Genomic DNA, 15,280 nt, shown 5'->3' on the forward strand with positions numbered 1-15,280 from the left:
GTTGACTTTTGGCACGCTGTTGAGTTCTCAAGGAACGGACGCTTCCTTCGTACTCACCCTCTCGGGCTTTCCTCCGGGCGCTTCCCTTCGGTGTTCCAAACTCTATCAGTGTTTTTCCGTCCCTCTGACCACTCTCCTGCGGGCATGCAGAAGATGACCCGAGATAGGATCTGACAAGTTTGGGTGCCGCTGAGTTAAGGACGCGTGATCGCGTCGCTCGGCCTCAAGCAGGAGTACGACTGTACAGGGGGCCGGGAAGCGGGTGCAAATCGATTGGGGTGGTGGTCTAGACCACTTCCGGGTATCTTCCATGCGGAACCCGTAGTTCATATGACATAGCCTGCTCACAGTGCGCCGTCCAGTACGCGCAGTGACGGCCCTTCTCGATCTCCACCCCCTCGGAGGCTTCCCATGACCACCGTGACGTCACCCGTTGCAGGACGCGCCATCGGACTGGCAGCAGTGCCGGATCCCGTCTTCTCCGGGGCCATGGTCGGCCCGGGCACCGCGATCGACCCTGTGCGGGAGCCCTCCGAGGCCATCGCTCCCGTGGACGGGGTCATCGTCTCCCTTCACCCGCACGCCTTCGTCGTGGTGGACGAGCACGGGCACGGTGTGCTCACACACCTGGGTATCGACACCGTGCAGCTGAACGGCGAGGGCTTCGAACTGCTCGTGAACAAGGGCGACACCGTGACGCGGGGGCAGAGCGTGGTGCGCTGGAACCCTGCGGCCGTCGAGGCCGCCGGCAAGTCCGCCGTATGCCCGATCGTGGCGCTCGAAGCCACGGCCGAGGCACTTTCCGATCTTCGTGACGACGGTGACGTGAAGGCCGGCGACAGCCTTTTCGTCTGGGAGTGACGTCAGCGCCGTCGACATGACGGCACGTTGTACAACCACCGCGGCGGCGGGACCCGCCGCACTATCGGAGACGGGTGAGATGGAGACAACGCTGCGAGGCGTCGGTGTGAGCCACGGTGTGGCGATCGGCGAGGTTCGGCACATGGGAACGGCGGTCCTGGAGCCGCCTGCCAAGCAGATCCCGGCGGAGGACGCGGAGCGTGAACAGGGGCGCGCTCGCCAGGCCGTGGAAGCTGTGGCGGCCGATCTGATGGCGCGCGGCAATCTGGCCGGGGGCGAAGCCCAGGCGGTGCTCGAGGCGCAGGCCATGATGGCCCAGGACCCTGAGCTGATGGCGGACGTGGAGCGACGGATCGCCGTCGGGAGCACGGCCGAGCGGGCCGTCTACGACGCCTTCGCCGCGTACCGTGCGCTGCTGGCCGGGGCCGGCGAGTACCTGGCCGGTCGCGTGGCCGACCTGGACGACGTGCGGAATCGTATCGTCGCCCGGCTGCTCGGGGTTCCGATGCCGGGTGTCCCGGACAGTGACGAGCCGTACGTCCTTATTGCGCGTGACCTCGCGCCTGCCGACACGGCGCTGCTCGACCCGACGCTGGTCCTCGGCTTCGTCACCGAGGAGGGCGGGCCGACCAGCCACAGCGCGATCCTGGCGCGGGCGCTCGGTGTGCCCGCCGTGGTGGCGCTTCCTGGCGCCGGTGAGCTGGCCGAAGGCACCGTGATCGCGGTCGACGGCAGCACCGGCGAGATCTTCGTGAACCCCAGCGCGGAGAAGCAGGCGGAGCTGGAGGCCGCGGCCGCCGAGCGCAAGGCCGCGCTGGCCGCCGCCACCGGCCCGGGTGCCACCTCGGACGGGCACAAGGTGCCGCTGCTGGCCAACGTCGGTGGTCCCGCGGACGTGCCGGCCGCCGTCGAGGCCGGGGCCGAGGGTGTCGGGCTCTTCCGTACCGAGTTCCTCTTCCTCGACGACAGCAAGAACGCGCCGTCGGAGAAGAAGCAGGTCGAGGCCTACCGACAGGTCCTGGAGGCGTTCCCCGAGGGACGTGTCGTCGTACGTGTGCTGGACGCCGGTGCCGACAAGCCGCTGGACTTCCTCACGCCTGCCGACGAGCCCAACCCGGCGCTGGGCGTGCGCGGTCTGCGGACGCTGCTGGACCACCCGGACGTGCTGCGCACCCAGCTGACGGCGCTCGCGAAGGCTGCCGAGGGACTGCCGGTCTACCTCGAGGTCATGGCTCCGATGGTGGCCGACCGCGCCGACGCCAAGGCGTTCGCGGACGCCTGCCGTGATGCGGGGCTGCAGGCGAAGTTCGGTGCGATGGTCGAGATCCCGTCGGCCGCGCTGCGGGCCCGGTCGATCCTGCAGGAGGTCGAGTTCCTGTCGCTGGGCACCAACGACCTCGCGCAGTACACCTTCGCCGCCGACCGTCAGGTGGGTGCGGTCTCCCGGCTGCAGGACCCGTGGCAGCCCGCGCTGCTCGACCTGGTCGCGCTGTCCGCCGAGGCCGCGAAGGCCGAGGGCAAGAGCTGTGGTGTCTGCGGTGAGGCCGCGTCCGACCCGCTGCTCGCCTGTGTGCTGACCGGTCTCGGTGTCACCTCCCTTTCCATGGGTGCCGCGTCGATTCCCTACGTGCGGGCGACGCTCGGCAAGTACACGCTGGCCCAGTGCGAGCGCGCCGCTTCGGCGGCCCGCGCCGCCGACAGCGCCGAGGAAGCGCGCAACGCCGCGCAGGCGGTGCTGTCCGGCGAGTAGCCGGGCCGAGCGTCGGCTGCTGCTTGAGTCGACGGTTTCTTGAGGGGCGCTCCACCCGCGGGTGGGGCGCCCCTTTCCGTTCAGTGGTGGTGTCCCGGTGCCTCTCCTAGCGGCCCGAGGTCGGGCGGCACGCGGTAGTCGACGTCCGACTCCGGCGAGATGATGTCGCCGGAGTCGATGTCGGTGCAGTAGGCGTCGAACACCTCGCCCGCCGTGAGGGGTTCGAGGCCGTCGCCGCGCAGGCGCCAGCCGTAGACGCGGTCGGTGGTTCCGGGTGCGCTGCTGCGCATCACGAGTCCGCCTGGGCTGCGGGTGGCCATGCCGAGGGCCAGGACCGTGGTGAATTCCAGGGCTTCGGCCTCGTCGAGGTGGAGGGCGCCGTCGTCGTCCTTGTCGGCATGCAGGACGGAGACGAGTGTTTCCGGTTTCGCCGAGACGCTGCACACGAGGTGGCGGTTGCCCGGGCCCGCCGTGTCGAGGATGCGGACGAGGACATGGGAGGCCCGGGTGAAGGCGGCGCGGCCGATGTCCTCGCCGCAGGAGGCGCAGGCGCCCAGGCGGGCGAGGAGTGTGGACGCGTACTCCCAGGTGGCCTGCCGGACGGCTTCGTCGACGAGGGCCGGGACGAGGTCGGTCAGGGGCTGGCCTTCGTAGGGAAGGACGGCTCCCTTGGTCGACAGCTCGGCGGTGAAGCGCGCTCGGCTCGACTGGACGTCGGGGTCGAGGCCCTTGTCCGTGCAGAAGTCGGCGTACTCCTGCGGGTCGAAGAGGGCGACCGTGGTGTGGCTGCCCTGGGAGGCGCGTGTCTTGAGGAGGGCCTCCACCTGCTGGAGATAGATCGTGTGGTCGTCGAAGCTGAAACTGCGGTAGCGACGCATGGCACGGAAGTCGTGCTCGTCCGTCAGCAGGCCGATGGTGCCCGCGATCTCACGGCGCAGAACCCGTCGCATGGTCAGGTCGTCGGTGTGCGTCATCTTTCCCCCTGTGCACAGTCGATCAATGCTCACTCACAGTAACCGGCGGCACTGACAACGACGTCCGACAGCACGGGAGGGGATGCGGCCGGCCTCGGACTCACCAGACACGTGAGGGGGTTCGAGGCCGGCTGCCGTGGTTCCGCACCCGAGGCGCGCTCAGGCGCGCTTGCGGGCGAGGTCCTCGTAGAAGTGCAGGAGGTCGAGGTTGTCGATGGAGCCCGGATTGACGGCCTTCTCCAGTGGTGTGCCCTGGAGGAGACGCTTGACCGGGACCTCGATGCGCTTGCCGGTGAGGGTGTGCGGGACGCCCGGCACCTCGATGACCTCGTCGGGGACGTGTCGCGGCGAGAGCTGTTCGCGGATGGTCCGCTTGATGCGGCCGAGCAGGGCGTCGTCCAGGATCGCGCCGGGGGTCAGGTGCACGAAGAGCGGCATCCAGTAGCCGCCGTCCGGCTGCTCGATGCCGATGACGAGGGATTCCTTGATCTCGGGAATGCGCTCGACGGCTTCGTAGATGTCCGCGGAACCCATGCGTACGCCCTGGCGGTTGAGCGTCGAGTCGGAGCGGCCGTGGATCACGACGGAGCCGCGGGAGGTGAGGGTGATCCAGTCGCCGTGACGCCAAACGCCGGGATAGGTGTCGAAGTAGCTGTCGTGGTAGCGGCTGCCGTCGGGGTCGTTCCAGAAGTGGATCGGCATCGACGGCATGGGGTTGGTGACCACGAGCTCGCCGACCTCGTCGATCAGCGGCCTGCCGCTCGGGTCCCAGGACTGAAGGTCGGTGCCTAGGCCGGCTGCCTGGAGTTCGCCGACGTACACCGGGAGCGTCGCTACGGCTCCCGCGAAACACGAGCACACGTCCGTGCCGCCGCTGACGGAGGCGATCCACAGGTCGTCCCGCACCTCGTCGTGCAGCCAGCGGAACCCGTCCGGTGGCAGGGGGGACCCGGTGGTGGCGACGCAGTCCACCTTGGAGAGGTCGAAGTCTCGCGAGGGGTGCACGCCGGCCTTGCGGCAGGCCATGACGTACGCCGCCGAGGTGCCGTACAGGGTGGCGCCGGTCCGTTCGGCGATGCGCCACTGGGCACCCGTGTCCGGGAAGCCGGGGCTGCCGTCGTAGAGGACGATCGTCGTGCCGGTGAGGAGGCCGGAGACGAGGAAGTTCCACATCATCCAGCCGGTCGAGGTGTACCAGAAGAAGCGGTCCTCCGGGCCCAGGTCGCAGTGCAGGCCCAGCTGCTTGAGGTGCTCGATCAGGATGCCGCCCTGGGACTGCACGATGGCCTTGGGCAGGCCGGTCGTGCCCGAGGAGTAGAGCACCCACAGGGGGTGGTCGAAGGGCACCTGCTCGAAGACGGGTTCCACGTCCTCAGCCGTCAGCGCCGACCATTCCAAAGCGCCCTCGGGAGCCTCGGTGCCGAGGAGGGGGATGTGGACGACGACGCGCACGCTCGGCAGTTCGCTGCGCAGCTCGGCGACGACGTCGCGGCGGTCGTGCTCCTTGCCGCCGTAGCGGTAGCCGTCGACGGTGAACAGGACGACCGGTTCGACCTGCTGGAAGCGGTCGAGGACGCTGCGGGCGCCGAAGTCGGGTGCGCAGGACGTCCAGACGGCGCCGACGGCGGCCGTGGCGAGGAAGGCGACGACGGCCTGCGGGATGTTCGGGAGGTAGCCGCTGACGCGGTCTCCGGGACGTACGCCGCGGGAGCGGAGCTCGGCGGCCAGGGAGCCGACCTGGCCGCGCAGCTCGGACCAGGTCACGGGGCGCGGCTCGTGTGTCTCGTCCACGCACAGGAGGGCCGGTTCGTCCGCACGGGTCGCCGCCGCGCGCAGGGCGTGCTCCGCGTAGTTGAGCTTCGCGCCGGGGAACCATTCGGCACCGGGCATGGAGCGGTCGCCGAGCACGCGCGCGTAGGGTGTGGAGAACCGTACGTCGAACCACTCGGTGACGGCTTTCCAGAACGTTTCCAGCTCATCGACGGACCAGCGGTGCAGCGCCGCGTAACCGCCCTCGGCCGGGGCTCCGTGCTGCTCGGCCGCCCAGGCCTGGAACTTCGTGATCTGCGCCTGGGCGATGCGTTCGGGATCTGGCTGCCAGAGCGGCTGGGGGTTCTCGGTCGACATGGGGCGGCTCCCGGACTGTGCGCGTCGTGTGCGTCGGTCGCGCACGGGCTGGGGTGTGCGCGTGACGCGGCTGACAGGGACGATGCCATGTGATCGACTTCTGCACCAGGGCACGCTCCACATAGTCCGTGCCGTGAAGATGTGGTCTTGGCACGGGTGAACGGCAGTTGAACGACACACGCGCGTGGGCCGGTCAATGGCAGGGTGAGCAGCATGAACGGTCGTGACCTGGTGCGTTCGATAAAGACGGTCGGTTCTGCGGGGGCGACCCAGGGGTTGCGTACCGTGCGTGCCGCTTGGCGTACGCGGCGTGTCGACGCCGCCGCGCTGCCGTCGCGCGGCGCCGAGCGCGCGCGGGTGCCCGGGTCCGTGCAGGAGGTGGAGACGGCACCGGGTGGCGGCATCATCCGGTTCACCCGGTCCGAGCTGCGCATCATGGTCGCGGTCAACGGCGCGGTCTTCTGGGGCTGGGACGGGGCGTCTCCGGAGCCGTCGTACGCGCTCGCGGGCCGCTGCCCGGAACCGGACACCCGGGCGGTCCTGGAGCCGGACAAGGAGGGCGGCTGGCGCGTCGTGGCCGAGCGGGTCACGGTCGCCGTCTCACGGCACGGCGCGGTCGAGGTGCGTACGCCCGGAGGTGTGACGCTGCGCCGTGATCTGCCGCCCCGGTGGTGGGAGCCGGTCGCGGGCGGCACCGCACGCTGGATGCAGCGGTCCGAAGTGGCCGCGGACGCGCGCTTCTTCGGGCTCGGCGGGCGGGCTTCGGGACCGCGGATGCGCAACGGGACGTACCGCCTGTGGAACACCGACCCGGGGCACGCCTTCGGTCCCGGCGACGATCCGCTCTACATCACGATGCCCGTGCAGCTGGTGGTCGCCGACGCGGCGACGCACCTGGTGTTCCGCGACACCTCGTGGGGCGGCACGGTCACGCTGCGGGAGGGCGAGGAGGGCGCCGGTTCCGGGCACGACCGGGCGGGGACGTCCGAGTTGCGGATGGAGGGTGGTCCGCTGCGCTGCTGGGTGGTGGTCGGCACCCCCGCGCGCGTGCTGCTCGTCTGGGCCTCGCTGACCGGCGCGCCCACGCTCCCGCCCGCGTGGGCCCTGGGTCATCACCACGCGCGCTGGGGCTTCGGCAGCGAGCAGGAGGTGCGGCGGATCGTCGCCGGCTACCAGGAGCGGGAGCTGCCGCTGGATGCGGTCCATCTGGACATCGACCACTACGACGAGCACCAGGTGTTCACCGTCGACCACGAGCGTTTCCCGAAGCTGCCGCTGCTGGCGGAGGAGTTGCGGCGGGACGGGATCCGGCTGGTGTCGATCGTGGACCCCGCGGTCAAGGCGGCCGAGGGCAACGCGGTGTACGACAGTGGGACGGCCGAGGACGCCTTCGTGCGGGACGCCGCGGGCCGGCTCGTACGAGGGGTCGTGTGGCCCGGGGAGGCGGTGTTCCCGGACTTCACGCACGCGCGCGTGCGGGAGTGGTGGGGGCGGCTGTACGAGGAGCGGCTGGCCCAGGGGTTCTCGGGGTTCTGGCACGACATGAACGAGCCCACGTCGTTCGCCGCCTTCGGGGAGACGACCTTGCCGCGCTCGGCCCGGCACGTTCTGGAGGGGCGGGGCGGCGACCACCGCGAGGCGCACAACGTCTATGCGCTGTGCATGGCCAGGGCCGCCTACGACGGCCTGCGCGAACTGGCCCCGGAGGAGCGGCCGTTCATCTTCTCGCGCTCCGGCTGGGTGGGAATGCAGCGCTACGGGGGCACATGGTCCGGTGACGTGGCCACCGGGTGGCCGGGGATGCGGGCGTCCCTGTCGCTGGTCCTGGGGCTCGGCCTGTGCGGGGTGCCGTACTCGGGACCGGACGTGGGCGGATTCGACGGGAACCCGTCGCCGGAGCTGTATCTGCGCTGGTTCCAACTGGGCTCCTATCTACCGCTGTTCCGCACGCACGCGAGTCTACGGGCGGGGCGCCGGGAACCCTGGGAGTTCGGCACCGAGGTGCTGGAGCACGCGCGCGTGGCTCTCGCCGAACGCCGGCGGCTGCTGCCGTACTTCGTGACGCTCGCGCATCTGGCCCGGCGCACGGGAGCGCCCTATGTGCGGCCCCTGTGGTGGTCGGCGCCCGAGGACCGTGCGCTGCGCGACTGCGAGGACGCCTTCCTGCTGGGCGACTGCCTGCTGGTGGCGCCCGTGCTCGACCGGGGCGCCGAGCGGCGTGCGGTACGGCTGCCCCGGGGGCGCTGGTACGACACCGTGACGGAGAAGGCGTACGAGGGTCCCGGGCAGGTGTTCCTCGACGCCCCCTTGGCGCGGATACCGGTGCTCGCGCGCGCGGGTGCCGTCGTCCCGGTGCGTGGGGACGACGGCGGGCTGGAACTCGAGGTGTGGGCGCCCGCCCCGGGGCGCACCGGCGGCGGCATGGTGGTGCAGGACGCGGGTGACGGATGGGACGAGCCGGAACTCGAGCGCTATGTCACCCGTTGGTCCGGGCAGCGGCTTGTGGTCGAGCGGGAGGGTGAGAGCGGCAACAGCGAGCCGCCCCACCCGGTCCGCGTCCGGGGGCTCGGCCAGGGCTGACTCAGACGTACCGGCCCTCGAACCAGGCCCGCACCGCCAGCGTGTGCAGCGGGAAGGCGAGTTCGTCGGGCCTGCGCAGGAGGTGCCAGCCCTCCGTCTCGTCGGTGGCGGACGACTTCGGAAGGCCCTCCGCCGGGCGCTCGGGCAGAAGGCCGAACAGCAGCAGGTGCCCGTCGGGAGAGCTCATGGCGTCCACGAGCCGCACGTCGCGGCCGGCCGCGTCGATGCCGGTCTCCTCCTTGAGCTCACGGACGACGGCCTGCCGCCACTCCTCCCGGTCGTCGATGTAACCGCCGGGCAGCGCGACACCCCCGCGCGCGGGGCCCACGGTTCGCGTGATGACCACCAGGGCGGTGCCCTTGGTGTCGTACACGGGCTGGAGCGCGACCGCCACCGGCAGCGGGTTGCGGTAGGCCACGGCGTGGCAGGCCGGGCAGGTGCGGGGCCAGCCGGTGACGCCCTCTCCGTAAGGCGCTCCGCAGCTCGAACAGTGGGAGTCGGGCGCGGAATTGAGGGTGGAGGCATGAGTTTCGGACACGATGCGGAATGTATCCGATCACGGAGAGGGCGTCTCCAGGAGGAGGCTCAGAAGCGACTGTTGAGCGACTTCGAGGAGACGGGGAAGTCGAAGTAGGTGTCCGGGTAGGGCTCAGGCTGGTACGTGTAGTGCCACCACTCCTCGGCGAGGTTCACGAAGCCGAGGCGCTCGAGAGTCCTCTTGAGGAGCAGCCTGTTGGCACGCTGTTCGCCCTGGATACGGGGGTCGAGGGTGTGGGCGAGCGTGTCGAAGCAGTCGAATCCGGTGCCCATGTCGACGGAGTTGTCGGGAAAGCGCTCGCCCTTGGGCGCGAAGCACGGGACGAGGGGCTGCCCGGGGTGGTACGGCCGGGTCGGCAGGGCGGGCAGCTTCACGATGGTGAGATCCATGGTCGAGCCGCGACTGTGGCCGGATTTCTCCGCGATGTAGCCGTCCTCGAACAGCCGGGTCTTGTCGACGTTCGGGTAGAACTCGCCCTTCATCGCCTGGTCGTTGAGGTCCTCGGCCCAGCGGACGAAGTGGTTCACGGCGCGCTGCGGGCGGTAGCAGTCGTAGACCTTGAGGCTGTATCCCTGGCGCAGCAGCCTTGTCTGGGCCTTGTGCAGTGCTTCGGCGGCCGGCCGGGTGAGGATGCAGATCGGCTGCCGATAGCCGTCGATGCGCTCGCCGACGAAGTTGTGCGGGGTGAAGTAGCGCATCTCCTGGATGATCGTCGGGTCCACGGTTCTCAGGGCCACGAAGTCCTTCGGCGCCTTGGGCTCCGTCTTCGCCTGGGCGGTCGCGGAGGCCGCCGCGACCGTCAGCAGTGCGGCGAGCACGGTGATCAGAGCGCGTAGTGCACGGGAGAGACGTGTCATGTCTCCTGCATCTATCAAATCGGGACGGCCGGATCCACCCCCGTGGGCCCCGGCCGCCCCTTCCGTAACGACGACGCAGCAAGGGGCCGTTCGGTTCGATCGCGGCCCTGCCCATTTCCGGAAGCCCGTGACACACTCCTGACGTCCCGTCAGATTCCGTTGCGAGGAGCGGCTTTGTCGCGTACACGCACGCCTGTGGTCGAAGGGTGGTTCGCCGGCGAAGGGGACGACTTCAGGCTTCTCGGCACGCGCTGTACGGCGTGTGCCTCGGTCTTCTTCCCCCGCGAGGACGCGCACTGCCGCAATCCCCTGTGCTCCGGCGGGGATCTGGAGGAGGTGCCCCTCTCGCCGCGCGGGCGCGTCTGGTCGTACACGGACAGCAGATACCGGCCTCCGTCACCCTATGTGACCGATCCGGAACTTCCGTGGGAGCCGTACACGTTGATCGCTGCAGAGCTGGACGCCGAGCGGATCGTGGTGCTGGGGCAGGCGGTCCCCGGGATCACCGTGGCCGATCTGGCGGTCGGCATGGAGGTGCAGGTGGTCCCCGGCGTGCTCAACCAGGACGCGGAGACGACCTGGACGACGTGGCACTGGCGGCCGACGGGGGTGGAGGCATGACGGGAGAGGTGGCGGTGCTCGGCGCGGGCATGCACCCGTGGGGCAAGTGGGGGCGCAGCTTCGTCGAGTACGGGGCCGCGGCGGCGCGCGCGGCGCTCGCCGACGCGGAGGTGGCGTGGCGGGACGTGGGCTCGGTCGTCGGGGCCGACACGGTGCGCGGCGGATATCCCGGCTATGTGGCCGGCGCGACCTTCGCCAAGGCGCTGGGCTGGCAAGGGGCCAGAGTAGCCAGCGTGTACGCGGCATGCGCCTCGGGCGCGCAGGCCATCGACGCCGCCCGCGCGCAGATACTCTCCGGCCTCGCGGACGTCGTCCTCGTGGTGGGTGCCGACGCGGCTCCCAAGGGGTTCTTCCGGCCGGCAGGAGGGGACCGGCCGGACGATCCCGACTGGCTGCGCTTCCGCGTCCTGGGAGCGACCAACCCCACGTACTTCGGGCTGTACGCGCGCCGCCGCATGGCCGTCCACGGCGACACCGTGGAGGACTTCGCACAGGTCAAGGTGAAGAACTCGGCCGTGGGCGCGCTCAATCCGAACGCGCGCTACCGCAAACGGGTCACCGCCGAGGAGGTCGCCGCCTCCGCCGTGGTGGCCGATCCGCTGCGACTGCTCGACATCTGCGCGACGTCGGACGGCGGCGCCGCCCTGGTGCTGTCCAGCATGGAGTTCGCACGCCGGCACGGTGCGAGCCGGCCGGTGCGCATCCGCGCGGTGTCCACGGTGACACCGCGCTATCCCCGTACGGTGCTGGATCTGCCGGACATGGCGACGGACTCCGCGGTGGCGGTGGAGCCGGCCCCCGACACCTTCCGCGCCTCGATCGCACGGGCGGCCTACGAGGAGGCGGGCATCGGTCCGGAGGATCTGTCCCTCGCCGAGGTATACGACCTGTCCACCGCCCTCGAGTTGCAGTGGTACGAGGATCTCGGACTGTGCGGAGAGGGAGAGGGCGCCAAGCTGCTGCGGGAGGGCGCGACGGCCCTCGGCGGGCGCATACCGGTGAACGCGAGCGGCGGGCTGGCCTCGTTCGGAGAGGCGGTTCCGGCTCAGGCCATTGCCCAGGTGTGCGAGCTGACCTGGCAGTTGAGACAGGAGGCGGGTGACCGGCAGGTCTCCGGGGCGTGCGTCGGGATCACCGCGAACCAGGGGCTGTTCGGGCACGGGTCCTCGGTGATCGCCGTCCGCTGAGGACCGGTCCGGGCACGGGGTGGGTGCCGCGTGGCCGTGCGGCGGGGCAAGCCCTTTCCCGTACGCTGCGTGATCACCCGGGAATCCTGCGTGAACGTCTCATGAACTGGGCCTGGGCGCCCTCCGGCGGAGTCATCATGCTCCCGTGCACTCCTGGACGGACACTCTCCGCTTCGCCTTCCAACCGGTGGTCAACCTGGCCACCGGAGCGGTTGCGGGGCTGGAGATACTCGCCCGCCCGGAGACCGGCGACATCCTGGCCGAAGCCCGTCGCAATCCCGAACTCGACGGCAGACTCGCGATGTTGGCGCTCCGAGCGGCGGCGCACAAAGAAACCCTGCTGCCGCTGCACGTCAACGTGTTCGCGGGCACCCTCGCCGACCTCGGCGGCCTCACCCCGCTCCACGACGCCGTACGGGAGGCCGGACGGTTGCCGTGGGAGGTGACGATCGACATCGGGCCGCCGTACACCCACGTCCCACAGCAGGCCCTGCTCGAGGCGGTGGGCGCTCTGCGCACCCAGGGCTTCCGGATCAGCGCGGACGGCATCGGGGACGGCGACGTACCCCTGAGGCTGCTCGTCGACATGGCGCCGGACCTGGTGAAACTGGACGCGTCGCTGCTGGCGCGGCCGGCCGCGGTGCAGGCCATGCGGACCCTGTCCGAGCAGCTGGGGGCGCTTCTGGCCGTCGAGGGCGTGGAGACGGAACTGCAGTGCGCCGCCGCGATCTCGGCCGGCGCGCAGCTGGGGCAGGGCGAGCTGTTCGCACCCCCGGCCCGGCTGCCCGTGGCGGACGTATACGTTCCGCCCCGCTCTCCCGGCGCCATGACCGTGCCGAGGTCGGGGCCCTCGGTGCGGGAGTTCGTGCGGCCCGCCGCGCTGCTGCCCGCGACCGCGTCGGCCGGTCAGGTGCGGGCGCTGCTGACCGGCTCGCCCGACGTGTCCGGGGTACTGCTCGTGGACCAGCACGGGCGGCCGGTCCGCTCGGTGCACCGCTCGCGGTTCCTGCTGTCGCTCTCGGGACGCTACGGCCATGCGCTGTACGCCGACCGGCCCGCCGCGAAACTCGGGGACCCACCGCGGACCGTGGGCGTCGACGCCACCGCCTGGGAGGTCCTGGACGTGGTCGCCGTCGGCGGCCGAAGCCGCACGTCGGACGATGTGGCGGTGGTGGACCCGCACGGCCGCTGCGTGGGGGTCGTACGGCTCGCGGACCTGGTGCGGGCGCTCGCCGAGAGCCGGGTCGAGGAAGCGGCCGGGCTCAATCCGCTCACCCGGCTCCCGGGCTCGGACGCGATCACCGGCGAGGTGGACCGCCGGATCGCGGACGGCCGGACGTTCGCTCTGAGCTGGCTGGACGTGGACCACTTCAAGCAGGTCAACGACGGAGCCGGGTTCGCGGCGGGCGACGAGCTGATCCGCTCGGTGGGGCGGGCACTGCAGCACGCGGCGTCCGGCAGCACCCGGGTCGGCCACATCGGCGGCGACGACTTCCTGGTGCTCGCCGACCCCGAACGGCTGGATCCGCTCGCCGTCTCGATGCTGGACGCGCCCTGGTCGGCCGGCGGGCGTCCGGTCACGCTGTCCCTGGCCACCGTGGTGTGCCCGCCCGGCAGCGTGACGGACCACCGGCAGGCCGCCGCCTGCCTGGCGCCCCTCAAAAAGGCCGCGAAGTCGCTGCACGGGGCGAGCTGGGTGCTGGGCCGGGCGGACCTGGCGGGCCACGAGATCCGGCTCGGCGGGGAGGCGGCGCCCGCCCAGGCCGGGTGCGCGGTGGCCGAACCGGGCCTAGGCTGATCGTCACAACCGACCGACCCTGCCCACCGCGCACGGACACACCTCCGGCTGTCACCGTTGCCGTCGGCGACCTTGACGCTCTGTGGGCGTCGGTGAAAACTTCCGGTGTCAGTCGACATCGCCGTACATACACGGTCTATCCAGGCACGCTCCGCACGGGGGCCGCCTGAGGAACCGGGCCGTTCCCCACGGTCGATGCGACTGCGACGGCAAGCTCGTCACGGACGCCGGGCGGGGGCGCGGGGCCCACCAGCCCTGGGCAGGCGCCGCCGTGGGAAACGCACCCTGCACGCAGGACCGGGGTCTTTCGCCCCGGGACAGGGCCTAGGAGCCGCCATGAGCAACGGAGACACGCACGGCGACGGGCGCGGCTGCGTCGTCATCGGTCCGTCGCTCCGCACACCAGCCCGCTGATCCGCAGCAGCCTTCTCAAGGAACGACGAAGGGGACGTCATGACGGACAAGTTCGTCGCCGCTATCGACCAGGGCACCACTTCCAGCCGCTGCATCGTCTTCAACCAGGACGGCGCGATCGTCGCCGTCGACCAGCGTGAGCACCGCCAGATCTTCCCCAAGCCGGGCTGGGTGGAGCACGACGCCACCGAGATCTGGTCCAAGGTGCAGGCCGTGGTCGCCGGAGCGCTCGCCAAAGCCGGACTGCGCGCCGACCAGCTCAGCGCGCTCGGCATCACCAACCAGCGCGAGACGACCCTCCTGTGGGACCGCGCCACGGGCAAACCCGTGCACAACGCCATCGTCTGGCAGGACACCCGCACCGCGGGGCTGACGAAGCAGCTCGGCGGATCGGACGGGCAGGACCGTTTCCGCGAACAGACCGGCCTGCCGCTGGCCACCTACTTCTCCGGCCCCAAGGCGGCCTGGCTGCTCGACAACGTGCCCGGCCTCAGGTCGCGCGCCGAGAACGGCGAGATCGCCTTCGGCACGATGGACTCCTGGCTCATCTGGAACCTCACGGGTGGCACCGACGGCGGGCAGCACGTCACCGACGTCACCAACGCCGGCCGCACCATGCTGATGAACCTGGAAAGCCTCCAGTGGGACCAGTCCATCCTCTCCGCGATGAACGTCCCCGAGGCGATCCTTCCCGAGATCAGGTCGTCGGCCGAGGTGTACGGCAACGCCGTCGGCCAACTGGCCGGGGTCCCGGTCGCGTCGGCCCTCGGCGACCAGCAGGCGGCCGTGTTCGGACAGGCCTGCTACGACGTGGGCACCGCCAAGAACACGTACGGGACGGGCTCCTTCCTGCTGCTCAACACGGGCAACCGGCCCGTGCCGTCGAAGAACGGGCTGCTGACGACGATGGGCTACAAGATCGGCAGTGAGGCGCCGGTCTACTGTCTGGAGGGCTCGATAGCCATAACGGGCGCCCTCGTTCAGTGGTTCCGCGACCAGCTGGGCATCATTCGCACCGCCGACGAGATCGAACCCCTGGCGGCGAGCGTCGAGGACAACGGCGGGGCGTACATCGTGCCGGCCTTCTCCGGCCTGTTCGCGCCGTACTGGCGCTCCGACGCGCGTGGTGTCGTCACCGGCCTGACCCGCTACGTCACCAAGGCGCACCTCGCCCGAGCGGTGCTCGAGGCGACGAGCTGGCAGACGCGCGAGGTCGTGGACGCCATGTTCCAGGACTCCGGTGTGCACATCACCACCCTCAAGGTGGACGGCGGCATGACCAAGAACAACCTGCTCATGCAGCACCAGTCGGACGTCCTCGACGTCCCCGTGGTCCGCCCGAAGGTCTCCGAGACCACTTGCCTCGGCGCCGCGTACGCCGCGGGGCTCGCCACCGGTGTGTGGAACGACCTCGACGAGCTGAAGTCCCACTGGCAGAAGGACGTCGAGTGGACGCCCGCCATGGAGGCCTCCGTGCGCGACCGGGAGTACCACAACTGGCGCAAGGCCGTGGAGAAGAGCTTCGGCTGGGTGGAGGAGGGCGACAACTAGGCCCACGCACGCGCGCGTGGGC

The 15,280-nt window shown here is 70.7% G+C and carries 11 protein-coding genes; 7 read left to right on the forward strand and 4 right to left on the reverse strand.

Features of this window, described 5'->3' with window-relative positions; genetic code table 11:
• Positions 1–411: 411 nt before the first annotated feature.
• Together ACFU97_RS32385 and ptsP are read left to right on the forward strand one after the other, a co-directional pair.
• Positions 412–861: a PTS glucose transporter subunit IIA gene (locus ACFU97_RS32385; protein ID WP_384263925.1), complete on the forward strand. Its 450-nt coding sequence runs from the start codon at positions 412–414 to the stop codon at positions 859–861.
• A gap of 79 nt (positions 862–940) precedes the next feature.
• Entirely contained in the window at positions 941–2,611 is a 1,671-nt protein-coding gene (gene ptsP / locus ACFU97_RS32390; RefSeq protein WP_384263928.1) for a phosphoenolpyruvate--protein phosphotransferase, read from the forward strand.
• Positions 2,612–2,691: 80 nt separating this feature from the next.
• On the opposite strand, the gene ACFU97_RS32395 is transcribed toward ptsP, so the two are convergent.
• Both ACFU97_RS32395 and ACFU97_RS32400 read right to left on the reverse strand, forming a co-directional pair.
• On the reverse strand, positions 2,692–3,585 hold the full coding sequence (locus tag ACFU97_RS32395; RefSeq protein ID WP_384263930.1) for a hypothetical protein: 894 nt from the start codon (positions 3,583–3,585) through the stop codon (positions 2,692–2,694).
• A 159-nt stretch (positions 3,586–3,744) separates the two neighbouring features.
• Entirely contained in the window at positions 3,745–5,712 is a 1,968-nt protein-coding gene (locus ACFU97_RS32400) for an acetoacetate--CoA ligase (protein WP_384263933.1), read from the reverse strand.
• Positions 5,713–5,925: 213 nt separating this feature from the next.
• Between ACFU97_RS32400 and ACFU97_RS32405 the strand changes: the two genes are divergently transcribed.
• Positions 5,926–8,292, forward strand: a complete 2,367-nt coding sequence (locus tag ACFU97_RS32405) for a TIM-barrel domain-containing protein (protein WP_384263935.1) — start codon at positions 5,926–5,928, stop codon at positions 8,290–8,292.
• Between the two features lies 1 nt (position 8,293).
• On the opposite strand, the gene ACFU97_RS32410 is transcribed toward ACFU97_RS32405, so the two are convergent.
• Complete coding sequence (locus tag ACFU97_RS32410; RefSeq protein ID WP_384263938.1) at positions 8,294–8,830, reverse strand: NUDIX domain-containing protein; 537 nt, start codon at positions 8,828–8,830, stop codon at positions 8,294–8,296.
• Positions 8,831–8,877: 47 nt separating this feature from the next.
• Complete coding sequence (locus ACFU97_RS32415; protein WP_384263940.1) at positions 8,878–9,687, reverse strand: M15 family metallopeptidase; 810 nt, start codon at positions 9,685–9,687, stop codon at positions 8,878–8,880.
• Positions 9,688–9,882: 195 nt separating this feature from the next.
• Between ACFU97_RS32415 and ACFU97_RS32420 the strand changes: the two genes are divergently transcribed.
• The 4 genes from ACFU97_RS32420 to glpK all read left to right on the forward strand — a co-directional run bounded on the left by ACFU97_RS32420 (position 9,883) and on the right by glpK (position 15,258).
• Positions 9,883–10,308, forward strand: a complete 426-nt coding sequence (locus tag ACFU97_RS32420) for a Zn-ribbon domain-containing OB-fold protein (RefSeq protein WP_384264051.1) — start codon at positions 9,883–9,885, stop codon at positions 10,306–10,308.
• Entirely contained in the window at positions 10,305–11,495 is a 1,191-nt protein-coding gene (locus tag ACFU97_RS32425) for a lipid-transfer protein (protein ID WP_384263942.1), read from the forward strand. The genes ACFU97_RS32420 and ACFU97_RS32425 overlap by 4 nt, the downstream gene beginning before the upstream one ends.
• A 145-nt stretch (positions 11,496–11,640) precedes the next feature.
• Entirely contained in the window at positions 11,641–13,293 is a 1,653-nt protein-coding gene (locus ACFU97_RS32430) for an EAL domain-containing protein (protein WP_384263945.1), read from the forward strand.
• Between the two features lie 453 nt (positions 13,294–13,746).
• Complete coding sequence (gene glpK, locus ACFU97_RS32435) at positions 13,747–15,258, forward strand: glycerol kinase GlpK (RefSeq protein ID WP_384263947.1); 1,512 nt, start codon at positions 13,747–13,749, stop codon at positions 15,256–15,258.
• The last annotated feature ends 22 nt before the right edge of the window (positions 15,259–15,280 follow it).

Origin of the sequence: Streptomyces sp. NPDC057616 (assembly GCF_042800575.1) — a bacterium.
In the GTDB taxonomy this organism is placed as follows: Bacteria; Actinomycetota; Actinomycetes; order Streptomycetales; family Streptomycetaceae; genus Streptomyces.